The sequence below is a fragment of the Curtobacterium sp. UCD-KPL2560 genome (assembly GCF_001705035.1).
In the GTDB taxonomy this organism is placed as follows: domain Bacteria; phylum Actinomycetota; class Actinomycetes; order Actinomycetales; family Microbacteriaceae; genus Curtobacterium.
The window spans coordinates 50,875-76,098 of the sequence record NZ_MCIG01000001.1 but is presented as its reverse complement, the minus strand read 5'-3'; the positions used below and the strand labels follow the sequence as shown (position 1 = coordinate 76,098).

The window sequence follows — 25,224 nt, the reverse complement described above, 5'->3', positions numbered from 1 at the left end:
GCCGCCGTGAACGCACCAGCACGCATCCTCGTGGTCGAGGACGACGACGCCCTCCGCACCGCCGTCGTCACGACCCTGCGCGCCGAGGGGCACCTCGTCGCTGCCGCGGCCGACGGTCGGATGGTCGTCGACGACCTCGAGCGCGCGGTCCCCGACCTCGTCCTCCTCGACTGGATGCTGCCGGGCCCGAGCGGCATCGCCCTGGCCGCCCGCATCCGGGCCCGCTCGGACGCCGCCGTGGTGATGATGACGGCGCGGGACGAGCTCGACGACCGGCTCCGCGGGTTCGCCGAGGGCGCCGACGACTACGTGGTGAAGCCGTTCGCGATGGCCGAGCTCGTCGCGCGCGTGACGGCAGTGCTCCGTCGGCGCGGTCGCGTGCCCAGCGTGATCGAGGTCGGTGACCTCGTGATCGACCCCGAGGGCGCGACGGTCCGGCGCGGCGGCGTGCTGCTCGACCTCACCGCGACGGAGTTCCGGCTGCTCCGCTTCCTCGCCGAGAGCCGCGGCCGGACGGTCTCGAAGGGACAGATCACGACGCAGGTGTGGGGCTACGACGCGGTCGCGGGGAACCTCGTCGAGGTCCACCTCAGCGCGCTGCGTCGCAAGATGGAGGCGCACGGGCCCCGGCTCGTGCACACGGTCAGGGGCCTCGGGTACCGGCTCGGCGTCGACCGGGGTGCAGCGTGACCGCGGGTGTCGCGGGTGTCGCGGGTGTCGCGGGTGCCGCGGGTGCTGCACGCACGGCGGGCGCTGCGGGCACCGCGGGCACGGCTGCTCCCGCGGGGGAGCGCGGCCTGCGCACCCCGTCGCTCCGGCTGCGCACCGTCGTCGCCGTGCTCGTGCTCCTCGCCGTCCTGCTCACCGGACTCGTCGTCGCGGTCGAGGCGGTCCTCGGCGCCCGGCTCCGCGCCCAGGTCGAGGACCGACTGCGCGACCGTGCCTCGGCCGCGGCGGCCCTCGTCGGCGTGCTCGACGCCGACGACCTGGCCGACCGGCTGTCCGCACAGGGACTGTCGGTCCGGATCGTGCAACCCGACGGAGCGGCCGTCGACGCCGGACCCACGCCCGACCAGCTGCGCTCCGGACCGCCGGACCCCGCGACCCTCCCCGGACCCGCGGGTCGCGATGGCCGCGGCTCCGCGGACTCGGGGTCGACCGCGGACCGGGGGACCGACGCGTCGGACGGCTCGTCGTCGGCCGCGCGGACGGGCGGCGTCCGGGTGACGTCGTCGTCCGTCTCGTCCGACGACGGGGTCCTGACACTCCGGTCGGTGCTCGACGACGGCACCCGGATCACCCTCACCGCGGGGACCCGGGACGTCGAGGAGACCCTCACCCAGCTCGGCTGGGTGATGGGCGGTGCCTCGCTCGCGTTCCTCGGTGTCGCCGTGGTCGGCGTCGTGTTCGTCGTGCGGCGCTCGCTCCGTCCCCTCGACGAGCTCGCCGCCACCGCACGGTCCATCACGCAGGGCGACCGCGGTCGGCGGCTCCGCCCGTCGCGCCGGGACACCGAGATCGGCCGGGTCGCGGTGGCCCTCGACGACATGCTCGACGCCGTCGAGGGTGCCGAGGCGCAGGCCGTGGCCGCCGAGGAGCGCGTCCGCGGGTTCCTCTCCGACGCCGCCCACGAGCTGCGCACCCCGGTCGCGGGCGTCCGCGCGGCGGCGGACACGCTCGTCCGGGATGCCGACCCCGCGATGCGCGAAGAGCTCGCGGTGCACGTGGTCCGACAGGCCGACCGTGCCGCGCGGCTCGTCGACGACATGCTCACGATGGCCCGGCTCGACCGGGGGATCGCGCTCGACCGGCGCCCGGTCGACCTCGTCGCCTGGGCACGCGCCGAGGTCGACCGCGCGTGGGTCCGCCTCCCCGCGATGACGCTCGACGTCCGCGCGCCCGACCGAGCCGTGACCGCCGAGGTCGACCCGGACCGGCTCGCACAGGTCCTCGGCAACCTCGTCGACAACGCGGCCCGCGCCACCGACGGCGTGGGCACGGTCCGCGTCACGGTCGCGCGTGAGCACGACGCGGTGCTGCTCACGGTCGAGGACGACGGTCCCGGCATCCCCGTCGCCGACCGGGAGCGGGTGTTCGACCGGCTCGTGCGCCTCGCCGAGGCACGCGACGTCCGCTCCGGCGGGGCCGGCCTCGGGCTGCCGATCGCCCGCGGGATCGCGGCGGCGCACGGCGGCACGCTCGCCCACGCGCCCGAGCACGCGCCGTCGGACGAGCCACCGCTCGGCGGCGCACGCTTCGTCCTCCGCCTACCCGTCCGGACGGCCCGAACGGCGCCAGGACCGGCAGCGGGCGACCGCGCCGGTCAGGTGCCGCCGGCCGCGGGCGACCGCGCCGGTCAGGTGCCGCCGGCAGCGGGCGACCGCGCCGGTCAGGTGCCGATCGAGGGCACGTCGAACGGTGGGAACGACGGCAGGTCGAGCGTCGGCGTCGGCACGCTCGTCGGCGGCGCCCACGACGGTGCCGGTGCCGGGACGGAGCGCCCGTCGTCGACCGGCACGGCCCGCGCCGACGCGTCCCGGAGCCCGAGCCCGCCGAGCACGAGCAGCAGCGCCGTCAACCCGAGGAGTGCGACGAGCCGGTAGCGCACGCCGACGGCACGGAGCCACCGCTGCGGCGCGTGCCGACCCGCGCGGACGGCCTCGACGAACGAGGCGGCGGTGACCAGGGCGGCCGGCCAGGCGACGAGCGTGACCGCACCGATCGGTGCCGTGGCCAGCACCGCTCCGGCGACGGCTGCCGTGAGGGCCGCGACCGCGAGGCCGGTCCCGAGCGCGAGTTCCTGGCGCAGCCCGCCGTACCGCCAGGCGGTGCCGAACGCGACCCGACCGGAGCGGCGTCGGGCTGCGAGGAGGACCCGGTCGTCACCGGGCAGCGGCGTGGCGACCACGACCAGGCCGGCCACGACCGCGACGCCGAGGACGGCCAGGACCGCGACCGGGGCCACCACGGTCAGGGGCGTCCACGCGAGGACCGCACCGGCAGCCGTCGCGACCGCCGCGGTCCACGCCGCCCACCGCGCCGGCCGTCGCCCGGTCGCGGGCAGGGTGTCGAGGTAGCTCGTCGGCAGTCGGTCCCGCCGCGCCCGGTACCGCCGCCGCACGAGCAGCGCGAGCCCGCCCGACACCGCGGCGAGCAGGGTCGTCAGCGGGCCGGCGGCAGCCGGAGCCGCGACGACCGCACCGAGCGCGACGACCGCGACCACGACGGGCAGCACCGCGGCGGTGGCGGCGAGCCGGCGCTCCCAGGTGACGGCCGCGTCGAGCAGCTCCCGCGCCTCCTGGTCCGCCGGGTTCGTCGTGAGCAGGTCGAGCAGCAGGGCCGGCTGCTCGCGGACGGGCGCGTACTCGGCGCGGAGCCCGAGCAGGGCGGGGGACTGCGGCGCGATGGAGAGCCCGCGCGCCACGAGGTCCCGCGCGACCGCGTGCCGGCGGTACGCGTGCTCGCAGACCGCGGCGACGACCACGTGGTCGGGGTCGTCGGGCGCCAGGTCGATCGCCCGGCGGTACGCGTCGCGCACGGTCGCGAGCGACCCCGGGCGTCGGTCGTCGACGGAGGCCAGTGCGTGGGTCGTCCAGACCGCGGGCACGTCCGGCGCCTGGGCGACGAGCTGCGCGGTGACGGCCCGCGCCTCGCGCCCGCGCTGTGCCGCGACGAGCACCAGGGCCAGCCGGACGTACCCCGCGAGCGACTCGGGCGCGGCGCGGACCGCGGCTCGCGCGGCGGACTCGGCGCCCGCGAGGTCGCCGCGGTGCTGGAGCAGGGTCGCCCACTCGACGAGCAGCACCGGGTCCTCGGGCGCGTGCGCGGACGCCTCGCGCAGCACCTGTTCCGCGCGGTCGAGCTGCCCGACGGCGCGGAGCGACCCGGCCAGTGCCGCCGCGGACGCGGTCGCGTCGGCGTCAGAGGACACGCTTGCGCCGCAGGTACGCGACGAGGTCGTCGTACCGGCCGTCCGCGTTCGCGAAGGCCGCGACGTTCTTCGCCGTGACGAGCCAGGACCCGGTCGACGGCTGCACCTGCGAGCGGGCACGCAGGACGTCGTCCATCACGACCGGTTCGATCCGTCCGGCGGCCACCGACCGCGCCATCGCCTGCTCCGCCGCCGAGGTGACGAGGTGCTCCAGGTCGGCTCCGCTGAAGTCCTCGGTCGCGGCGACGACCTCCGCGAGGTCGATCCCGGCGATCGGCCGTCGCGCGAAGTGGTGCCGGAGGATCGCCTCGCGAGCCGGGGCATCGGGCGGTAGCACGAGTGTCATCCGGTCGAAGCGACCGGGTCGCAGGAGCGCGGGGTCGACGTCCCACGGGCTGTTCGTCGCGGCGAGGACGAACAGGCCGTCGTTGTCCGACCCGACCGAGTCGAGCTCGAGCAGCAGCTGGTTGACCATCTGCCGCAGGCCGCTCCACCCCGTGCCGATGCTCGAGCGGCGTGCACCGAGGGCGTCGATCTCGTCGAGGAACAGCACCGCGGGTGCCTTGGCCCGCGCGGCCTCGAACACCGCGTGCAGGTTCTTCTCCGTCGCGCCGACGTACGGGTCGAGCACCTGGTCGATCCGCACCGTGACGAAGTGCGCACCGAGCTCCCCGGCGATCGCCCGCGCCATGAACGTCTTGCCGCACCCGGGCGGGCCGTACAGCACGAGGCCGCCGCGGAGGGTCTTGCCGAACGCCGCCGCCAGCTCGGGGTGCCGCATCGGTTCGAGGAACGACTCCCGGATCCGCTGCTTGACGTCCTCGAGACCACCGACGTCGGCGAGGGTCACCTGCGGGCGCTCCACCTCGACGTCGACGACCGGTTCCCCGTCGCCGCCGTCCACCCGGATCCGCTCCGGGCGGTCGCCGTCGCCGTCCGCCGCGGACCGGTCGGACGTCGGGGTCGCGTCGACGAACGGCGGCGGCACGACGTGTCCCAGCTCCGCCTCCGCGCGTCGCCAGTCGAAGTCGTCGCCGGCACGGCCGGGAGGCGCGGTGCCGGTCCCGGGACCGGCCGCGTCGGCGGGGTGGTCGCCGTCCGCCGCGGTGCTGCGGTCCCCGGTCGCCTCCGGTGTCGCATCCGCGTGCGGCCGGACGCCGCCGTCGGTCCCGCGCTCCGGGGTCGGGACGGCGTCGCCCGCCGCCGACCCGCGCAGGGCTGCGGACGCCGCGGTCAGCACCCGCAGCGCGGTCGCGTCGCCCGGGGCGTGCTGCAGGGCGACCGCCGCGTGCTGCAGCGCCTCCGCCGGACGGCCGCGGTCGAGCAGGAGCTGTGCGACCTGCCCGCGCAGGGCGACGTCGTCGGGGGCTGCGGCCACCGCGGCGAACAGGCTCGAGAACAGGGCGTCGTCGGTCATGGGTGCCTCCGGGTCGGTGCGAGGGGACGACGACGTCGGCCTCGCGCCCCCGCATCCCCGTGCGACCGACTGTAGCGGCCGGCCCCGACGACCGCGGCGGACGACGACCGCGGCGGACGGCGACCGCCGCGGACGACGACCGCGGCGGACGGCGGGCGCGCGAACGGGATGCGGCGTGCCGGGCTGCTAGCCTGGCCTCCTCGCGAGTGTGGTGGAACGGTAGACACGGGGCACTCAAAATGCTCTGCCTCACGGCGTGCGGGTTCGAGTCCCGCCACTCGTACCGATCGTCCGTTCGCCGGGTCCTCGGTCGGGCCGGTCGTCCGTCGGGATGCCCGGCGGCGTCCTCTCCGGCCGTCTAGTAGGCTCTCCGTCGTGAGTGACACAGAAGCAACCCCAGCAGCACCGCGTCGCGTCGTCGTCGCCGAGGACGAGTCGCTCATCCGTCTCGACATCGTCGAGATCCTCCGCGACAACGGCTTCGACGTCGTCGGCGAAGCGGGTGACGGCGAGACCGCCGTGCAGCTCGCGACCGACCTCCGCCCGGACCTCGTGGTCATGGACGTCAAGATGCCCCAGCTCGACGGCATCTCCGCGGCCGAGAAGCTCTCCAAGAACCACATCGCTCCGGTGGTCCTCCTCACGGCGTTCAGCCAGAAGGACCTCGTCGAGCGCGCGACCGAGGCGGGTGCCCTCGCCTACGTCGTGAAGCCCTTCACCCCGAACGACCTGCTCCCCGCGATCGAGATCGCCCTCTCGCGGCACCAGCAGATCATCACGCTCGAGGCCGAGGTCGCCGACCTGGTCGAGCGCTTCGAGACCCGCAAGCTCGTCGACCGCGCCAAGGGCCTGCTCAACGAGAAGATGGGCCTCACCGAGCCCGAGGCGTTCCGCTGGATCCAGAAGGCGTCGATGGACCGCCGCCTCACCATGCACGACGTCGCCAAGGCGATCATCGAGCAGCTCAGCGCCAAGAAGTAGCACCCGCTCGCTCACGCGACAAGCGCCGCCGGACACCGTCCGGCGGCGCTTGTCGCGTTCCCGGGCCGCCCGCCCCGGCCGCCGATGGAGCAGGAACCGTCGGGTGGGCGCCCGCGACCCGACGTCGTCTGCTCCGTCGGCGCGGGTGACGGCCGACGCGTGGTGCGGGTCGGACGGGAGGCGCGGGTCGGCCCCGCCGCGGACCGGCCACCTGGCAGGGTGGGGGCATGGACGACGTGGTGATCCGTGCCTCCCGGCCGGAGGACATGGCAGCGGTGGCCGACCTGCGGTGGCGGTGGAGCGTCGAGGAGGACGGTCGGGTACCGACCGTCACACCCGAGGCGTACCGCGACGCGACGGCGGCGTTCGGGCGCGAGCACGCGGACTCGCACCGGTGCGTCGTCGCGGAACGGGGCGGCGTCGTGCTCGGCATGGCGTGGCTCGCGCTGAACCCGCGCCCGCCGGTGCCGCACCGGCCGCACGGCCGCGTCGCGGCGGAGCTGCAGAGCGTCTACGTGCACCCGGACCTGCGTGGTGGGGGCGTCGCGGGTGCGCTCGTCGCCGCGCTGGTCGACCTCGCGGACGAGGCCGGCGCGGAACGGGTCGTCGTGCACTCGAGCGTCGTCGGGGAGCGGCTCTACCGGCGGCTCGGCTTCGGCGACGCGCGACTGTTGCTGCAGCGACCGCCGGAGGACTGACGGCTGCGGGGTCAGCGCCGCTCGCGGATCATGTTCGTGATGCGGACGGTCGAGCAGCGTCGGCCCTCGTCGTCGGTGAGCACGATCTCGTGCGTGGTGAGCGTCCCGCCGAGGTGGATCGCCGTGCACGTCCCGGTGACCCGGCCGCTCGTGGCGCTGCGCGAGTGCGAAGCGCTCAGCTCGATCCCGACGGCGTACCGACCCGGGCCGGCGTGCACGTTCGCGGCCATCGACCCGAGGCTCTCGGCGAGCACGACGTACGCGCCGCCGTGCAGCAGGCCGACCGGCTGCCGGTTGCCCTCGACCGGGATCGACCCGACCGCGCGCTCGGCGGTCAGCTCGGTGATGACCATGCCCATCTTCTCGGCGAGTTCCCCCATGCCGCGGTCGGCCAGACGGGGGTCCACCCCGGCGTCGGCGAGGGTTCCACCGGTGGTCGCTTCGTCGGTCACGCGCGCAGGACTCCCGTGTCGTATGGCGTCGGTAGGCTGTCCGGGTGTCGGACTCCGCAAAGCCTACCCTCATGGTCATCGACGGCCACTCGCTCGCCTTCCGTGCCTTCTACGCCCTGCCGGTCGACAGCTTCGTGAACCGCGAGGGGCAGCACACGAACGCCATCCACGGCTTCATCTCGATGCTGCTCATGCTCCTCCAGCGCGAGAAGCCCACGCACCTCGCGGTCGCGTTCGACATCTCCCGGTTCTCCTTCCGCACGCGGGAGTACGAGGACTACAAGGGCACCCGCTCCGAGACCCCGGCCGAGTTCAAGGGGCAGATCCCGCTCCTGCAGCAGGCGCTCGAGGCGATGGGCATCACCACCGTCACGAAGGAGGACTACGAGGCCGACGACATCCTCGCCACCTTCGCCCGCCAGGGGTCCGAGCAGGGCTACCAGGTGTACGTCGTCTCGGGCGACCGCGACTCGATCCAGCTCGTCAACGACGACGTGACGCTGCTGTACCCGTCGGTCCGCGGGGTGTCCGAGCTCACGCGCTACGACCGCGACAAGGTGTACGAGCGGTACGGCATCGAACCGCACCAGTACCCGGACATCGCCGCCCTCGTCGGTGAGACGAGCGACAACCTCATCGGCATCGACAAGGTCGGCGAGAAGACCGCGGTGAAGTGGATCACCCAGTACGGCTCGCTCGACGGCGTCCTCGAGCACGCCGACGAGATCAAGGGCGTGGTCGGCGGCAACCTGCGCGACCAGAAGGACCGGGCGATCCGCAACCGCAGGCTGAACCGACTGGTGGACGACGTCGAGCTGCCGGTGGGCCCCGGCGACGTGGCGCTCCGGCCGCTCGACGAGCAGGCCGTGCGCGAACTGTTCGCGAAGCTGCAGTTCCGCACCCTGCTCGACCGCGTCCTCAAGGTCGCGGGCACCGGCGAGCCGTCCGACGGCACCGCTGCCGAGGGCGCCGTCGACAGCGGTGCGCCGACCCCGCCGCCCGTGAAGACCGTCATCGACGAGGAGCTCGGCCACTGGCTCGACCAGAAGGTCGCGAAGGACGCCGAGAACGGGTTCGGCGTCGCGGTCGAGGTCATCGACGGCCGCCTCAGCGCCATCGGCATCGCGACCCACGACGACGCCGTTCTGGTCCCGGGCGGCAGTGGCACGAAGGACTACGAGCAGCTCGCGGCGTGGTTCGCCTCCGACGCGCCGAAGCACTTCCACGACGCCAAGGCCGCGATCAAGGCGCTCGGCACGGTCGGCATCACCGTGCACGGCATCGCCGGTGACGCCCGACTGACCGGGTGGCTCGCGCAGCCCGGCAAGCAGGGCCAGCCCCTCGCCGACCTCGTCTACCAGGAGCTCGGCGAGGAACTCCCGACCGCCGACCCGAACCAGCTCGTGCCCGAGACCGACCCGGTGAACGTCGGGGTGCACGCCTGGTACGTGCTCCGCGTCGACACGGCCCTGCGCGCCCGGGTCGACGAGTCCTCGCTCCGGGTCCTCGACACGATCGAGCTCCCGCTCGTTCCGGTCCTCGCCGGCATGGAGACCATCGGCGTCGGCATCGACCGGCCCGTGCTCACCGGTCTGTCGCACGACCTCGGGGAGCGCGCGGCCGAGCTCGCGCAGCAGGCGTTCGCCGAGATCGGCCACGAGGTGAACCTCGGCTCGCCGAAGCAGCTGCAGGAGGTCCTGTTCACCGAGCTGGCGATGCCGAAGACCCGCAAGACCAAGACCGGCTTCTCGACCGACGCCGCGAGCCTCGCCGACCTGCAGGAGCAGCACCCGCACCCGTTCCTCGGCCTGCTGCTCCAGCACCGCGACGCGACCAAGCTCCGGCAGATCGTCGACACCCTCGACGCCGCGGTCGTCGACGGCCGCATCCACACCAGCTACGAGCAGACCGGCAGCAGCACCGGCCGCATCTCGTCGACCGACCCGAACCTGCAGAACATCCCCGTCAAGACCGCCGTGGGCCGTCGGGTGCGGTCGGCGTTCGCCGTCGCGGAGCCGTACACGACCCTCGTCACCGCCGACTACTCGCAGATCGAGATGCGCATCATGGCGCACCTGTCCGGCGACCCCGGGCTGATCCAGGCGTTCAACGAGGGCGAGGACCTGCACCGCTTCGTCGGCGCCCGGGTGTTCGGTGTCGAGCCGGCCGACGTCACGCCCGAGATGCGCACCAAGGTCAAGGCGATGTCGTACGGCCTCGCGTACGGCCTCAGCCCGTTCGGCCTGTCCAAGCAGCTGCGCATCGAGCAGTCCGAGGCGCGCACGCTCATGAACGAGTACTTCGCCCGGTTCGGCGCCGTCCGCGACTACCTGCGCGGCGTCGTCGAGCAGGCCCGCGAGGACGGCTACACCGAGACCATCTTCGGACGCCGACGCCCGTTCCCCGACCTGAAGAGCCCGAACCGCGTCCTGCGCGAGAACGCCGAGCGCGCCGCGCTGAACGCGCCGATCCAGGGGTCCGCCGCGGACATCATGAAGATCGCGATGCTCGGCGTCGCCGCCGACCTGCGGGACGGCGACCTCGCGTCGCACCTGCTGCTCCAGGTGCACGACGAGCTCATCCTCGAGGTCGCACCGGGGGAGCAGGAGCGCGTCGAGGAGATCCTGCGCACGCGCATGGGCGGTGCCGCCGAGCTCAGCGTGCCGCTCGACGTGTCGGTGGGCGTGGGCCCGAACTGGGAGGCGGCGGCGCACTGACGCCGGCCGCGACCAGCGGACGGACGGAAGGCACGGTGCGGGCCCGCACCGCGCCTCCCGTCCGCCTTCCCGGGCGTTCCGCGGCCACTCCCATGCTCCGGAACGCACGTGGGTATGGTCGGGGACATGACCGAAGCCCGTCCCGTCCGCCAACCGTCCGCCGTCGACCGCGTCGCCGAGGACTGGGTGTCCACGCTCGTCGATCTCGACCCGACCGTCGCCACGTACATCGGCGTCCCGGGCCGCACCGACGGGTACGGCGACACGTCGCCCGCCGGTGCCGACGCGCTGGCCGACGCCGCCCGCGCCGCGCGTCGCGCGCTCGACGCGGCCCCCGCGGCCGACGACGTCGACCGGGTGACGAAGACCGACCTCGGTGCCGAGCTCGACCTCGTGCTCGAGTCGCACGAGCGGCAGCTGCACCTGCGCGACCTCAACGTCATCGCGAGCCCCGCGCAGGAGCTCCGGGACGTGCTCGACCTCATGCCGACCGCGACGACGGACGACTGGCAGCACGTCGCCGGCCGGCTGCACGCGCTGCCGGACGCCCTCGAGGGCTACCGCGAGACCCTCCTCCAGGGCACCCGGGAGCAGGTCACGCCGGCACGGCGGCAGGTCGCGCTCATCGCCGAGCAGGCCGCCCGCACCGGCGCCCCTGACGGCTTCTTCCGCCAGTTCGTCGCGTCCGCCGCGCTCGAGGGCGGTGCGCCGCTGCCCGAGTCGCTGCAGGCCGAGCTCGCCCGCGGCGCCGAGGTGGCCGCGGCTGCCTACCGCTCGTTCGGCGGGTTCCTCGAGCACGAGCTGCTGCCCCTCGCGACGCCGGTCGACGCCGTCGGACGCGAGGACTACGCGCTGCACTCCCGCCGCTTCCTCGGCGCGGTCGTCGACCTCGACGAGACGTACGAGTGGGGGATCGAGGAGCTCGCCCGGATGCGCGACGAGCAGGAGCGCATCGCCGACCGCATCGAGTCCGGCGCCTCGGTGGCCCGTGCCATCGAGCTGCTCGACGCCGACCCGGCCCGGGTCCTGCACGGCACCGACGCGCTGCAGCGGTGGATGCAGGAGACGAGCGACGCCTCGATCCGCGCGATGGACGGCGTCTACTTCGACATCGCGGACCCGATCAAGCGCCTCGAGTGCCGGATCGCGCCGACGCAGGAGGGCGGCATCTACTACACGGGGCCCTCGGACGACTTCTCCCGCCCCGGCCGCATGTGGTGGTCGGTGCCCGAGGGCGTCACCGACTTCGGCACCTGGCGTGAGAAGACGACGGTCTACCACGAGGGCGTCCCGGGCCACCACCTGCAGATCAGCCAGGCCGTGCACAACCGCGGCGAGCTGAACACCTGGCGCCGGCAGCTCGCCGGACCGTCGGGGCACGTCGAGGGCTGGGCGCTCTACGCCGAACGCCTGATGGAGCAGCTCGGCTTCCTCGACGACGACGGCGACCGGCTCGGCATGCTCGACGGGCAGCGGATGCGTGCCGCGCGGGTCGTGCTCGACATCGGCGTGCACCTGCAGAAGACGAACCCGGACGGCGGCGGCTGGACGTGGGAGTACGCGCTCGACTTCATGGGCCAGAACGTCAACATGGCGCCCGAGTTCGTGCAGTTCGAGGTCGCCCGGTACTTCGGCTGGCCCGGGCAGGCGCCGTCGTACAAGGTCGGCCAGCGCGTGTGGGAGTCGATCCGCGACGAGGTCCGGGCGCGCGAGGGCGACGCGTTCGACCTCAAGGCGTTCCACCACCGCGCGCTCGCACTCGGCGGCGTCGGGCTCGACACGCTCCGGAGCGCACTGCTCGACTGAGCGGACGCCGGGGGCGGGTCACCGTCGCCGGTCATCGGGGCCGGCCCGCGTCGCCGGGGGTGCGCACCTGGCGGACGGGAGGCCCGTGGCGGCCCCGCCACGGGCCTCCCGTCCGCCGCGGTGCGGCCGCACCGCGGCACCACCGCCGGGTCTGCACCGCACGTGACGCTCCGTGACACGCCCGACCGGCCTGGTTGTGGGTGCCCGCGCGGTGCGGTTAGACTCCATTGGCGCAATCCGCGCCAACCAATCACTGCCATGACGGCTCGCACCGACGATCGGTGTGGACCAGGGGGTCGCTCCCTCGTCGTCACGGCCCGACTCATGTCCGTTCGGAGCAATCTCTACATGACAACCACCACGACCAAGGCTCCCAAGCAGGTCGCCATCAACGACATCGGCTCGGCTGATGACTTCCTGGCCGAGGTCGAGAAGACCCTCAAGTTCTTCAACGACGGCGATCTGATCTCCGGAACCGTCGTGAAGATCGACCGCGACGAGGTCCTCCTCGACGTCGGCTACAAGACCGAGGGCGTCATCCCCTCGCGCGAACTCTCGATCAAGCACGACGTCGACCCCAACGAGGTCGTCGAGGTCGGCGACGAGGTCGAGGCCCTGGTCCTCCAGAAGGAGGACAAGGAAGGTCGCCTGATCCTGTCGAAGAAGCGTGCGCAGTACGAGCGTGCGTGGGGCGACGTCGAGAAGATCAAGGAGTCCGACGGCGTCGTGACCGGCACGGTCATCGAGGTCGTCAAGGGCGGCCTGATCGTCGACATCGGTCTCCGCGGCTTCCTCCCGGCCTCGCTCATCGAGCTGCGTCGCGTCCGCGACCTGACCCCGTACCTGGGCCAGGAGCTCGAGGCGAAGATCCTCGAGCTCGACAAGAACCGCAACAACGTGGTCCTCTCGCGCCGCGCCCTGCTCGAGCAGACGCAGTCCGAGTCGCGCACCACCTTCCTCAACAACCTCCACAAGGGCCAGGTCCGTAAGGGCATCGTGTCGTCGATCGTCAACTTCGGTGCGTTCGTCGACCTGGGCGGCGTCGACGGTCTCGTCCACGTCTCCGAGCTCTCCTGGAAGCACATCGAGCACGCCAGCGAGGTCGTCGAGGTCGGTCAGGAAGTCACCGTCGAGATCCTCGAGGTGGACCTGGACCGCGAGCGCGTGTCGCTCTCGCTCAAGGCCACCCAGGAGGACCCGTGGCAGGTCTTCGCCCGCACCCACGCGATCGGTCAGATCGCGCCGGGCAAGGTCACGAAGCTCGTGCCGTTCGGTGCCTTCGTCCGCGTCGCCGACGGCATCGAGGGTCTCGTCCACATCTCGGAGCTCTCGAACAAGCACGTCGAGCTCGCCGAGCAGGTCGTCTCCGTCGGTGACGAGGTCTTCGTCAAGATCATCGACATCGACCTCGACCGTCGCCGCATCTCGCTCAGCCTCAAGCAGGCGAACGAGGGCGTGGACCCGGAGGGCACCGAGTTCGACCCGGCGCTCTACGGCATGCCGACCGAGTACGACGACAAGGGTGACTACAAGTACCCCGAGGGCTTCGACCCGGAGACCAACGAGTGGCTCGAGGGCTACGACACCCAGCGCACCGAGTGGGAGGGCCAGTACGCGGCCGCCCAGGCGCGTTGGGAAGCCCACAAGGCGCAGGTCGCGAAGACCATCGCCGACGAGGAGAAGGGTGGCTTCGACCTCCCGGCCGGCGCGTCCTCGACGTCGACCTCCTCGACGCCGTCGTTCTCGAGCGAGTCGAACGGTCAGGGCACCCTGGCCGACGACGCCTCGCTCGCGGCGCTCCGCGAGAAGCTCAGCTCGAACAACTGATCGAGCTGGTCGCACCGACCGGAAGCCCGGCACCCATCGTGGGTGCCGGGCTTCCGGCGTTCCCGGGCGTCGTCGTCCCGTCGTGCGTGCGGCGTTCCGGGACGCCGTCCCGTCCGGGTGTCGCTCGGTAGCCTGGTGGCGTGCGCATCATCGGTCTGACGGGCGGCATCGCCGCGGGCAAGTCCACGGTCTCCCGACGCTGGGCGGAGCACGGCGCGGTCGTGGTGGACGCCGACCAGCTCGCTCGGCAGGCGGTGGCGCCGGGGAGCCCCGGACTCGCCCGGGTCGCCGAGCGCTTCGGGGCCGGTGTGCTGACCGCAGACGGCTCGCTCGACCGGCCGGCACTCGGCAGCATCGTCTTCGCCGACCCGCAGGCGCGGAAGGACCTCGAGGGGATCACCCACCCGGAGGTCTGGCGGCTCGCCCAGCAGGCCTTCGACGCGGCCGAGGCCGCCGGCCCGGACGCGGTCGTGGTGTACGACGTCCCGTTGCTCGCGGAGGCCCGGGGGAGCCGTCCGCTCGCGTTCGACGCCGTCGTGGTCGTCGACGCCCCGGCCGCGCAACGGGTCGAGCGGCTCGTCGCCCACCGGGGGATGCCCCGCGACGAGGCCGAGCGGCGTGTGGCGGCCCAGGCGTCCGACGCCGAACGGCTCGCCCTCGCCGACCACGTCGTGGACGCCACGGGGACGCTCGACGACACGGTGCGGTCTGCGGACGAGGTCTGGTGGCGGATCGCTGGCGTGCGGGACTGACCAGGTGGGCGGGGTCCTTCTGCCCTGGGCGAAGCGGCCGGTCCGGTGTCGGCGGTCCCGACTACCGTTGCCTGCATGGCAGTGTCGATCGAGCCCACGCGGGCGATCCGTCCGTTCGAGGTCATCAGCGAGTACTCGCCGAGCGGCGACCAGCCGGCGGCGATCGCCGAGCTCGCCGGTCGCATCAACGCCGGTGAGACCGACGTGGTCCTGCTCGGCGCGACGGGTACGGGCAAGTCGGCGACGACCGCCTGGCTCATCGAGCAGGTGCAGCGTCCGACCCTGGTCCTGGCGCACAACAAGACCCTCGCGGCGCAGCTCGCGAACGAGTTCCGCGGGCTCATGCCGAACAACGCCGTCGAGTACTTCGTCTCGTACTACGACTACTACCAGCCCGAGGCGTACGTCCCGCAGACCGACACCTTCATCGAGAAGGACTCGTCCGTCAACGCCGAGGTCGAGCGCCTCCGCCACTCCACGACCAACTCGCTGCTCAGCCGGCGCGACGTCGTGGTGGTGTCGACCGTGTCGTGCATCTACGGCCTGGGCACGCCCGAGCAGTACATGAACGCCTCGGTCGCGCTGCACGTGGGCCAGACGATCTCCCGCGACCAGCTCGTCCGCAAGTTCGTCGGCATGCAGTACCAGCGCAACGACGTCGACTTCGCGCGCGGCACCTTCCGGGTCCGCGGCGACACCATCGAGATCATCCCGATGTACGAGGAGCACGCGATCCGCATCGAGATGTTCGGTGACGAGATCGAGGCGCTGTCCTCGCTGCACCCGCTCACGGGCAGCGTGATCGACGACCTGCCCGCGGTGTCGATCTTCCCGGCGTCGCACTACGTCGCCGACACCGACGTCATGCACAAGGCGATCGAGCGCATCAAGGACGAGCTCGCCGACCGGCTCGCCGAGCTCGAGGGCCAGGGCAAGCTGCTCGAGGCCCAGCGGCTCCGCATGCGCACGACGTTCGACATCGAGATGATGGAGCAGATCGGGTTCTGCTCGGGCATCGAGAACTACTCGCGGCACATGGACGGGCGCGAGGCCGGCGAGGCACCGCACTGCCTCATCGACTACTTCCCGGACGACTTCCTCATCGTGATCGACGAGTCGCACGTCACGGTGCCGCAGATCGGCGCGATGTACGAGGGCGACGCCTCGCGCAAGCGCACCCTGGTCGAGCACGGCTTCCGCCTGCCGAGCGCCCTCGACAACCGCCCGCTCACGTGGGAAGAGTTCCTCGAGCGCGTCGGGCAGAAGGTCTACCTGTCGGCGACGCCCGGCAAGTACGAGCTCGGCGTCACGGACAGCGTCGTCGAGCAGATCATCCGCCCGACCGGCCTCGTCGACCCGGAGATCGTCGTCAAGCCGAGCGACGGCCAGATCGACGACCTGCTCGAGGAGATCAAGCTCCGCACCGAGCGCGACGAGCGCGTGCTCGTCACGACCCTCACCAAGCGCATGGCCGAGGAGCTCACCGACTTCCTCGGCAACGCGGGCGTGCGGGTGCGGTACCTGCACTCCGACGTCGACACGCTCAAGCGCGTCGAGCTCCTCACCGAGCTGCGCCAGGGCGTGTACGACGTCCTCATCGGCATCAACCTGCTGCGCGAGGGCCTCGACCTGCCCGAGGTGTCCCTCGTCGCGATCCTCGACGCCGACAAGGAGGGCTTCCTCCGGTCGTCGACGTCGCTCATCCAGACGATCGGTCGCGCGGCGCGCAACGTGTCCGGCCAGGTGCTCATGTACGCCGACAAGATGACCGACTCGATGCGGAACGCCATCGACGAGACCGACCGGCGCCGCGAGAAGCAGGTCGCGTACAACCTCGAGCACGGCATCGACCCGCAGCCGCTGCGCAAGAAGATCGCGGACATCACCGAGGTCCTGCAGCGCGAGAACGACGACACCAAGGCCCTGCTCGAGGGTCGGGGCGGTGCGGACGGTCGGCGGTCCCCGACGCCGAACCTGCGGCGCGAGGGCATCGCCGGCGAGGGTGCGACGCAGCTCGGCGCGACGATCGCCGACCTCAACGAGCAGATGCTCCAGGCCGCCGCCGAGCTGAAGTTCGAGCTCGCCGCCCGCCTCCGCGACGAGGTGCAGGACCTCAAGAAGGCGCTCCGGCAGATGGAGTCCGCCGGCCATGTCCGCTGACGCCGTCCGGGCCGAGCCGGAGCACCGCACGGTCGTGGTGACCGGGGCGAGCGCCGGGTTGGGCTACCACGCGGCCGAACAGCTCGCGGCCCGTGGGCACCGGGTGGTCCTGGCCGTCCGGGACCCGGAGCGGGGTGCGGCCGCCGAGCGGAGCATCCAGCGCCACGTCGACGGTGCGGACACGGCGGTGCTCCGACTCGACCTCGCCGACCTCGACAGCGTCCGGTCCGCGGCCACGGCCCTCGCCGACCACGGACCGGTCCACGCGGTCCTCAACAACGCCGGCGTCGTCGGGTCCGCCGAGCGCCGCAGCACGGCGCAGGGGTTCGAGCTGCAGGTCGGCACGAACCACCTCGGGCACTTCGCCTGGACCGCACTCGTCCTGCCGCTGCTCGACCCCGCGGTCGGCCGCGTCGTGCACCTCGGCTCGATCGCACACCGGTTCACGACGCTCGACCGGACGGACCCGCTCGCGACCGGTCGGTACGAGGGGCACCGCCAGTACGCGCGGAGCAAGCTCGCCGTCATGCTCTTCGGGTTCGAGCTCGCCCAACGCCTCGGCGACGCGGGGTCCCGGCTGCGCAGCGTCGTGGCGCACCCCGGCCTCGCGCTCGACGCGGCCGCCCCACCGCGGCCGGAGATCGCGCCGACCCGGTCCGAACCGGCGTGGATGCGTGCGGGCTCCGGCTGGGTGGCACAGGGCAAGGACGCCGGTGCGCACCCGCTCGTGCACGCTGCCGTCGGCGACGGTGTCCGGTCGGGGGAGTACTGGGGGCCGGGCGGTCCGCTGCAGTTCGCCGGTCCGCCGGCGCTCGTCCCGGCCCGGACCCGCGCGCACGACCGCACCGCGGCAGCGCGGCTGTGGGCCGCGAGCGAGCGGGCGACCGGTGTCGCGTTCGCTCTCGACGGAGTGCTCTGACCCGCCACGCGCGGGCGGATGTCGGTGCGGGTTCGTAGACTCGTCTCCGATGACCATCACCTCTGACCGCGGAACCTCGACGTCGGGCGGCGACGCCTTCGGCGAGCCCGCCGACCTCCACATGCCCGGCGGGACCGCTCCGCACAGCACCTCGACGCTCAGTGTCCGGGGTGCGCGCGTGCACAACCTGCAGGACGTCGACCTCGAGATCCCGCGGGACTCCCTCGTCGTGTTCACCGGGCTCTCCGGTTCCGGCAAGTCCTCGCTGGCGTTCGACACGATCTTCGCCGAGGGGCAGCGTCGTTACGTCGAGTCGCTGTCCGCCTACGCGCGCCAGTTCCTCGGCCAGGTCGACCGCCCGGACGTCGACTTCATCGAGGGCCTGTCGCCCGCGGTGTCGATCGACCAGAAGTCGACGAACCGCAACCCGCGGTCGACGGTGGGCACCATCACCGAGGTCTACGACTACATGCGTCTGCTCTGGGCGCGCATCGGCGTCCCGCACTGCCCCGTCTGCGGCGAGGTGATCAGCAAGCAGAGCGTGCAGCAGATCGCCGACCAGCTCATGCAGTTCGAGACAGGGACGCGGTTCCAGGTGCTCGCGCCGGTCGTGTCGAAGAAGAAGGGCGAGTTCGTCGACCTCTTCCAGGAGCTCGCCGCCTCCGGCTACGCCCGCGCGATCGTCGACGGCGAGCGTGTGCAGCTGAGCGACCCGCCGACGCTCAAGAAGCAGGTCAAGCACGACATCTCGGTCATCGTCGACCGCCTCGTGGCCAGCGACGACGGCCTCGGACGCCTCACCGACTCGCTCGAGACGGCGCTGCGCCTGACGAACGGCACGGTGGCGATCGACCTCGTGGACCACGAGGGCCCGGGTGCCGTCCGCACCTACTCCGAGAACCTCTCCTGCCCGAACAACCACCCGCTCGCGCTGACCGAGATCGAGCCCCGCACGTTCTCGTTCAACGCGCCGTTCGGTGCGTGCCCGGAGTGCTCGGGCCTCGGCACCCGCATGTCGGTCGACCCCGACCTCGTGCTCGGCGACCCCGAGGCCTCGCTGCGTGACGGTGTCCTGCTGCCCTGGACGGGCACGAGCGGGCTGTACTCCTACTTCGAGAAGCTCCTCGCGGGTCTCGGCAAGGAGCTGGGCTTCAACCTGGACACCCCGTGGAACCAGCTCGACCCGAAGGTGCAGGCGTCGATCCTCACCGGCAAGGACTTCGAGGTCTCGGTGTCCTGGCGCAACCGGTTCGGTCGCGAGATGCGCTACACGAGCGGCTTCGAGGGCGTCATGCCGTACATCGAGCGCAAGTTCGCCGAGGCCGAGTCGGACTCGCAGCGGCAGCGCTTCCAGGGGTACCTGCGCGAGGTCCCGTGCCCGGTGTGCGACGGCACGCGGCTGAAGCCCGAGGTCCTCGCCGTGACGGTCGACGGGCGCAGCATCGCCGACGTCACCGACATGTCCCTCGACCAGGCGTACGACTTCATGGACTCGCTCACGCTCACCGAGCGCGAGGCCCACATCGCCGCCGCGGTCCTGCGCGAGATCCGGGCGCGGCTCGAGTTCCTGCTCGAGGTCGGCCTGAACTACCTGACGCTCGCGCGCGGGGCCGGTGGCCTCTCCGGCGGCGAAGCCCAGCGCATCCGGCTCGCGACGCAGATCGGTTCCGGCCTGACCGGGGTGCTGTACGTGCTCGACGAACCGAGCATCGGCCTGCACCAGCGCGACAACCGCCGGCTCATCGACACCCTCGTCAAGCTCAAGGACCTCGGCAACACGCTGATCGTCGTCGAGCACGACGAGGACACGATCCGCACCGCCGACTGGGTCGTCGACATCGGCCCGGGGGCCGGGGTCAACGGCGGCAAGGTCGTGCACTCCGGGTCGTACGAGGGCATCATCGCGAACCGCGAATCGGTCACGGGTGACTACCTGGCCGGGCGCCGCGCCATCGAGGTCCCCACCGAGCGCCGGAAGATCAACCCGAAGCGCGTGATCAGCGTGCAGGGCGCGCGGGCGAACAACCTCAAGCAGGTCGACGTCGACTTCCCGCTCGGCGTCTTCACCGCGGTCACCGGGGTGAGCGGCTCGGGCAAGTCGACACTGGTCAACGACATCCTGTACAAGGTGCTCGCCAACCAGCTCAACGGTGCACGGCACATCGCGGGGAAGCACACGCGCGTCAAGGGCCTCGACCAGCTCGACAAGGTCGTGCACGTCGACCAGGCACCGATCGGCCGCACCCCGCGGTCGAACCCGGCGACGTACACGGGCGTCTTCGACCGCATCCGTCAGCTCTTCGCCGAGACCCCCGAGGCGAAGGCACGCGGTTACCAGCCCGGTCGGTTCAGCTTCAACGTCAAGGGCGGCCGCTGCGAGAACTGCTCCGGCGACGGCACGATCAAGATCGAGATGAACTTCCTGCCCGACGTGTACGTCGCGTGCGAGGTCTGCGGCGGCGCGCGGTACAACCGCGAGACGCTGCAGGTGCACTACAAGGGCAAGGACATCTCCGAGGTCCTCGACATGCCGATCAGCGAAGCGGCCGAGTTCTTCGAGCCGATCTCCGCGATCCACCGGTACATGGCCACCCTCGTCGACGTCGGTCTCGGCTACGTCCGGCTGGGGCAGAGCGCCACGACGCTGTCCGGCGGTGAGGCACAGCGCGTGAAGCTCGCGACCGAGCTCCAGCGCCGGTCGAACGGGCGCACGGTGTACGTGCTCGACGAGCCGACCACGGGTCTGCACTTCGAGGACGTCCGCAAGCTCCTGCTCGTCCTGCAGAGCCTGGTCGACAAGGGCAACACCGTCATCACGATCGAGCACAACCTCGACGTCATCAAGTCCGCGGACTGGCTCGTCGACATGGGCCCCGAGGGCGGTGCCGGCGGCGGCACGGTCCTGGCCGTCGGGACCCCGGAGCACGTGGCCGACGTCCCCGAGAGCCACACCGGCGTCTTCCTGCGCGAGATCTTCGACGCGCAGGACGCCCGGGTCGGCAAGCAGCAGGCGGTGGGTGCGCGGACGGCGACCCAGAAGCGGTCCGGCACCGCGACGAAGCAGAAGGCAGGGGCTCGGTAGGTGGCGAACACCGTCTCGTGGCGGCCGAAGGCGTCGGAGATCCCGACCGACCCGGGCGTCTACCGGTGGCGTGACGAGGCGGGGCGGGTGCTCTACGTCGGCAAGGCGAAGAACCTCCGCGCCCGCCTCAGCAACTACTTCGCGCCACTGCCCACGCTGCACGAGCGCACCCGGCGCATGGTCCTCACGGCGCGCAGCGTCGAGTGGACCACGGTCGGCTCCGAGATCGAGGCACTCCAGCTCGAGTACACGTGGATCAAGGAGTTCGACCCGCCGTTCAACGTCAAGTTCCGGGACGACAAGTCGTACCCGTACATGGCGATCACCCTCGGCGAGGAAGCACCGCGGGTGATGGTGACCCGCAACCGCAAGATCAAGGGTGCCAAGTACTTCGGTCCGTACCCGAAGATCTGGGCGGTGCACGACACCATCGACCTGATGATCAAGGTGTTCCCGATCCGTACCTGCTCGGACTCGTCCTACAAGCGGGCGATGCAGACCGGCAAGCCCTGCTTCCCGGGGCAGATCGGCAAGTGCGGTGGCCCCTGCTCGCAGAAGGTCACGATCGCCGAACACCGGGCGATCGTCGAGCAGTTCGTCCGCTTCATGGCGAGCTACGACCGCCGCGTCATCACCGAGCTGAAGCAGCGCATGGCCGCGTCGGCCGACGCCATGCAGTACGAGCAGGCGGCGCGCTACCGCGACCAGGTCGGCGCGCTCGAGGCCGTGCTCGAGAAGTCCGCCGTCGTGCTCCGCGACTCGGTCGACCTCGACCTGTTCGGCGTCGCCGAGGACGAGCTCGCGGCCGCGGTGCAGCTGTTCTCGGTCCGCGGCGGCCGCATCCGCGGTGTCCGCGGCTGGGTGGTCGACAAGGAGCTCGACATCAGCACGGGCGACCTCGTCGAGCAGATCGTGCAGGGGCAGTACGCCACGACCGAGGAGCCCCCGCGCGAGGTCGTCGTGCCGGAGCTGCCCGAGGACGCCGAGGCGCTGCAGCAGTGGCTCAGCGAACGGCGCGGCGGGCGGGGGACCAAGCTCAGCACCGCCCAGCGCGGCGACCGTGCCGGACTCGCCCGCACGGCCGCGCAGAACGCCGCGCAGGCGCTCATGCTCTACAAGACCAAGCGCAGCGCGGACTACACCACGCGTGCCGCGGCCCTGGCGGACATCCAGGAGGCCCTCGGCATGACCGAGGCACCGCTGCGGATGGAGTGCTACGACATCTCCCACCTGCAGGGCACGAACGTCGTGGCGTCGATGGTCGTGTTCGAGGACGGTCTGCCGCGCAAGGACCAGTACCGCCGGTACTCGATCGCCGAGACGACCGACGACACCGACAGCATGTACCAGGTGCTGTCGCGCCGACTCGCCCGACTCGACGAGGACGCCGCCGTGCCGGACGTCCCCGACGCCACGAGCGACGCCGTCGTCGAGGGCACGAAGCCGACCAAGCGGTTCGCGTACCGACCGCAGCTGCTCATCGTGGACGGCGGGCAACCGCAGGTGCAGGCCGCGAAGCGCGCGATGGACGAGGCCGGCGTGCACGACATCGCCCTCGTCGGGATCGCGAAGCGTCTCGAGGAACTCTGGCTGCCCGACGACGACTTCCCGGTGATCATGCCGCGCAACTCCGAGGCGCTGTTCCTCATCCAGCGCATCCGCGACGAGGCGCACCGGTTCGCGATCACGCACCAGCGCACCCGTCGCAAGCGGGACGTCCGGTCGCAGCTCGCCGAGATCCCGGGGCTCGGGCCGACCCGGGTGTCGGCGCTGCTCAAGCACTTCGGGTCCGTGGCGCGGCTGCGGGAGGCGACGGCGGAGCAGATCGCCGAGGTGAACGGCGTCGGCCCCGCGACCGCGGCGGCCGTGGTGACGAAGCTGGCACAGGCCCCGGCCAGTGCGGCCGAGCCGGGCAGCGCCCCGACCGACAGCGCACCGCAGCCCGCCAGCGCGCCCGAGCCGGGCCGCACGCCGACCGACAGCGAGCCGGAGCCGACGAGTGCGCCGGAGCCGACCAGCGCGCCGGAGCCGACCAGCGCACCGGAGCCGACCAGCGCACCGGAGCCGAGCCGCGCCTCCCGACCGGACCGCGAGCCCGGCGCGGCCAGCGACACCGTCAGCGTGCCGGCCGTCAGCGCGGACGGACCGCACCGCCCCCGCTGATGGCCCCAACTCGCTCCGACGACCCCGTCCGGACGCCGGGCGGTACCCTCGAGACCAACCGAAGCCGCCCCGGGCCACGGGCCCGGCCCGTCACGACGGAGCCCTCCCACACATGAGCGACACGAGCGACACGAGCGACCGCACCAGCAGCGACCCGGCACCGGCCGACGACCACGACGAACCGGGGGCCGAGCACGCCGCGGACGCCGCCCCCCGCAGCTCCCAGCAGCACGACATCCTCATCGTCACGGGTATGTCGGGCGCCGGCCGCTCGACGGTGGGCAAGGCCCTCGAGGACCTCGGCTGGTACGTGGTCGACAACCTGCCGACCCAGATGCTCGCGCCGCTGACCGAGCTCGCCGACCGCGCGGGTGAGAAGATCCCCAAGATCGCGACCGTCGTGGACGTCCGCGGCGGCCGGTTCTTCACCGACCCCGAGCAGGCGGTCGCCCAGGTGCGCGCGAGCGCGTCCGCGCGGGTCCGGGTGCTCTTCCTCGAGGCGACGGACGCCGTGCTCGTCCGCCGGTTCGAGCAGGTCCGCAGGCCGCACCCGCTGCAGGAGGACGGCACGCTGCTCGACGGGATCGGGCGGGAGCGCGCGCGGTTGGCCGGGCTCCGCGAGGCGTCCGACGTCGTCATCGACACGTCCGACCTCAACATCCACCAGCTCGCGAACACCGTCACCGAGCGGTTCGCCGACGACCACTTCGTCGGTGTCCAGGTGACGCTCATGAGCTTCGGCTTCAAGTACGGTCTGCCCGCCGACGCCGACATGGTCGCCGACGTCCGGTTCATCCCGAACCCGTACTGGGTCCCGGAACTCCGGGCGCACACGGGCCTCGACGCACCCGTCTCCGAGTACGTCCTGGCCCAGCCGGGTGCCCGCTCGTTCGTCGAGCGGTACGCCGCCGTGCTCGAGCCCGTGCTGGCGGGATACCAACGCGAGAACAAAAGACACGCTACGATCGCCATCGGCTGTACCGGCGGCAAGCACCGCTCGGTCGCCGTCGTCGCCGAGTTGGCGAACCTCCTCCGCGGGATGCCCGACGTCGCCGTGCGTGTGAAGAACCGAGATCTCGGCCGGGAGTGACCGTCCCTCCGGCCGTGCCACACGAGTGCGCCGGGCCCGCGGACCCCACCGAAGAAACGTTAGGAATGATGCTGTGCCGTTGACTGCCGAGGTCAAGGACGAACTGGCCAGGGTCGTCGTGAACCGCAACACGGTCCGCGCCGCCGAGCTCGCGACCATCCTGCGGTTCGCGGGCGGCCTGCACGTCATCTCGGGCAGGATCGCGGTCGAGGTCGAACTCGACACCCGGATCATCGTCCACCGGGTCCGCAAGGACCTCGCCGAGCTGTACGGGGTGCGCTCCGAGGCGTCCGTCGGTTCGACGGCATCGTCGCGTCGCGGCACCCGCTACCTCGTCCGCGTGCTCGAGGCGGGGGAGACCCTGGCCCGCCAGACGGGCCTGATGGACGCCCGTCGCCGCCCGGTCCGCGGGCTGCCGAACCGGCTCACCACGGGCAACCGTGAGGACCTCGCCGCCGTGTGGCGCGGCGCGTTCCTCGCGGCCGGCACCCTGACCGACCCCGGGCGTGCGGCCGCCCTCGAGGTCACGTGCCCGGGCAACGAGGCCGCGATGGCCCTCGTCGGCGCGGCCTCGCGGCTCGGGATCGCCGCCAAGGGCCGCGAGGTCCGGGGCGTGCACCGCGTCGTCATCCGCGACGGCGAGGCCATCGGCCAGATGCTCACCGTCATGGGTGCCGCCCGCACCACGGCGGACTGGGAGGAGATGCGGCAGCGCCGCGAGGTCCGCGCGACCGCGAACCGGCTCGTCAACTTCGACGACGCGAACCTCCGCCGGTCGGCGCAGGCAGCGGTCGCGGCGTGCGCCCGCGTCGAGCGTGCGCTCGAGATCCTCGCCGACGAGGTGCCGGACCACCTCAGGTACGCCGGCGCCCTCCGCCTCGAGCACCGCGACGCGTCGCTCGACGAGCTCGGACAGCACGCCGACCCGCCCATGACCAAGGACGCCATCGCCGGACGCATCCGTCGACTCCTCGCGATGGCCGACAAGCGGGCGTCGGACCTCGGCATCCCGGGCACCGAGGCCAGCGTGCCGGAGGAGCTCGAGGGGGTCTGACCGACGCGGGTCCCCACCCACCGGACGGGAGGCGCGGTGCCAGCCGGCACCGCGCCTCCCGTCCGTCGTGTGGCGGGTCCACGGGCCGGTTCCCGGCCCGTCGGGGACCGTCCGGACGGACCGTCTCACGGCGCTGCTGCGCAGTGTCCGACTGCTAGGGTCGAGACGGCGACGT

At 72.4% G+C, this 25,224-nt stretch carries 16 protein-coding genes, 1 tRNA gene and 1 pseudogene; 15 read left to right on the top strand and 3 right to left on the bottom strand.

Annotation, left to right across the window (positions count from 1 at the left end):
- The first annotated feature begins 6 nt into the window (after positions 1 to 6).
- Together BEP24_RS00330 and BEP24_RS18165 are read left to right on the top strand one after the other, a co-directional pair.
- Positions 7 to 690 (top strand): response regulator transcription factor, encoded by a 684-nt coding sequence (locus tag BEP24_RS00330; protein ID WP_065959085.1) that lies wholly within the window; start codon positions 7 to 9, stop codon positions 688 to 690.
- A gap of 665 nt (positions 691 to 1,355) precedes the next feature.
- Positions 1,356 to 2,267, top strand: a pseudogene (locus BEP24_RS18165) (HAMP domain-containing sensor histidine kinase); the annotation flags it as partial.
- A 122-nt stretch (positions 2,268 to 2,389) separates the two neighbouring features.
- Here BEP24_RS18165 and BEP24_RS18160 read toward each other — a convergent pair.
- Together BEP24_RS18160 and BEP24_RS00320 are read right to left on the bottom strand one after the other, a co-directional pair.
- On the bottom strand, positions 2,390 to 3,931 hold the full coding sequence (locus BEP24_RS18160; RefSeq protein ID WP_065959083.1) for a tetratricopeptide repeat protein: 1,542 nt from the start codon (positions 3,929 to 3,931) through the stop codon (positions 2,390 to 2,392).
- Positions 3,921 to 5,348, bottom strand: coding sequence for an ATP-binding protein (locus BEP24_RS00320; RefSeq protein WP_065959081.1), 1,428 nt, complete (start codon positions 5,346 to 5,348; stop codon positions 3,921 to 3,923). The genes BEP24_RS18160 and BEP24_RS00320 overlap by 11 nt, the downstream gene beginning before the upstream one ends.
- Positions 5,349 to 5,550: 202 nt before the next feature.
- Here BEP24_RS00320 and BEP24_RS00315 point away from each other — a divergent pair.
- The 3 genes from BEP24_RS00315 to BEP24_RS00305 all read left to right on the top strand — a co-directional run bounded on the left by BEP24_RS00315 (position 5,551) and on the right by BEP24_RS00305 (position 7,027).
- A tRNA-Leu gene (locus BEP24_RS00315) sits at positions 5,551 to 5,631 on the top strand.
- A gap of 92 nt (positions 5,632 to 5,723) precedes the next feature.
- Positions 5,724 to 6,329 (top strand): response regulator, encoded by a 606-nt coding sequence (locus BEP24_RS00310; protein WP_022903868.1) that lies wholly within the window; start codon positions 5,724 to 5,726, stop codon positions 6,327 to 6,329.
- Positions 6,330 to 6,556: 227 nt separating this feature from the next.
- On the top strand, positions 6,557 to 7,027 hold the full coding sequence (locus BEP24_RS00305; RefSeq protein WP_065959079.1) for a GNAT family N-acetyltransferase: 471 nt from the start codon (positions 6,557 to 6,559) through the stop codon (positions 7,025 to 7,027).
- An 11-nt stretch (positions 7,028 to 7,038) separates the two neighbouring features.
- On the opposite strand, the gene BEP24_RS00300 is transcribed toward BEP24_RS00305, so the two are convergent.
- Positions 7,039 to 7,407: a hotdog fold thioesterase gene (locus BEP24_RS00300; RefSeq protein ID WP_058743365.1), complete on the bottom strand. Its 369-nt coding sequence runs from the start codon at positions 7,405 to 7,407 to the stop codon at positions 7,039 to 7,041.
- A 116-nt stretch (positions 7,408 to 7,523) separates the two neighbouring features.
- Between BEP24_RS00300 and polA the strand changes: the two genes are divergently transcribed.
- From polA to whiA, 10 genes are all read left to right on the top strand, one after another.
- On the top strand, positions 7,524 to 10,196 hold the full coding sequence (gene polA / locus BEP24_RS00295) for a DNA polymerase I (RefSeq protein ID WP_065959075.1): 2,673 nt from the start codon (positions 7,524 to 7,526) through the stop codon (positions 10,194 to 10,196).
- A gap of 126 nt (positions 10,197 to 10,322) precedes the next feature.
- Positions 10,323 to 12,002: a DUF885 domain-containing protein gene (locus BEP24_RS00290; RefSeq protein ID WP_065959298.1), complete on the top strand. Its 1,680-nt coding sequence runs from the start codon at positions 10,323 to 10,325 to the stop codon at positions 12,000 to 12,002.
- 348 nt (positions 12,003 to 12,350) lie between these two features.
- Positions 12,351 to 13,829 carry a 30S ribosomal protein S1 gene (gene rpsA / locus BEP24_RS00285; protein ID WP_065959074.1) on the top strand — a complete coding sequence of 493 codons (1,479 nt, stop codon included), beginning with the start codon at positions 12,351 to 12,353 and terminating at the stop codon, positions 13,827 to 13,829.
- Between the two features lie 140 nt (positions 13,830 to 13,969).
- On the top strand, positions 13,970 to 14,581 hold the full coding sequence (gene coaE, locus BEP24_RS00280; RefSeq protein ID WP_065959071.1) for a dephospho-CoA kinase: 612 nt from the start codon (positions 13,970 to 13,972) through the stop codon (positions 14,579 to 14,581).
- 87 nt (positions 14,582 to 14,668) lie between these two features.
- Complete coding sequence (uvrB, locus tag BEP24_RS00275) at positions 14,669 to 16,741, top strand: excinuclease ABC subunit UvrB (protein ID WP_065959296.1); 2,073 nt, start codon at positions 14,669 to 14,671, stop codon at positions 16,739 to 16,741.
- Entirely contained in the window at positions 16,731 to 17,660 is a 930-nt protein-coding gene (locus BEP24_RS00270) for an SDR family NAD(P)-dependent oxidoreductase (RefSeq protein ID WP_065959069.1), read from the top strand. Before uvrB ends, BEP24_RS00270 begins: the two co-directional genes overlap by 11 nt.
- Positions 17,661 to 17,781: 121 nt before the next feature.
- Positions 17,782 to 20,742 carry an excinuclease ABC subunit UvrA gene (gene uvrA / locus BEP24_RS00265; protein ID WP_065959294.1) on the top strand — a complete coding sequence of 987 codons (2,961 nt, stop codon included), beginning with the start codon at positions 17,782 to 17,784 and terminating at the stop codon, positions 20,740 to 20,742.
- The gene (gene uvrC / locus BEP24_RS00260) at positions 20,743 to 22,905 is read left to right on the top strand and encodes an excinuclease ABC subunit UvrC (protein WP_083229938.1); all 2,163 of its coding nucleotides are present in this window, start codon (positions 20,743 to 20,745) and stop codon (positions 22,903 to 22,905) included.
- Between the two features lie 112 nt (positions 22,906 to 23,017).
- Positions 23,018 to 23,995 carry an RNase adapter RapZ gene (gene rapZ / locus BEP24_RS00255; RefSeq protein ID WP_083229937.1) on the top strand — a complete coding sequence of 326 codons (978 nt, stop codon included), beginning with the start codon at positions 23,018 to 23,020 and terminating at the stop codon, positions 23,993 to 23,995.
- A gap of 73 nt (positions 23,996 to 24,068) precedes the next feature.
- Positions 24,069 to 25,049, top strand: coding sequence for a DNA-binding protein WhiA (gene whiA, locus BEP24_RS00250; protein ID WP_065959066.1), 981 nt, complete (start codon positions 24,069 to 24,071; stop codon positions 25,047 to 25,049).
- Positions 25,050 to 25,224: the final 175 nt, after the last annotated feature.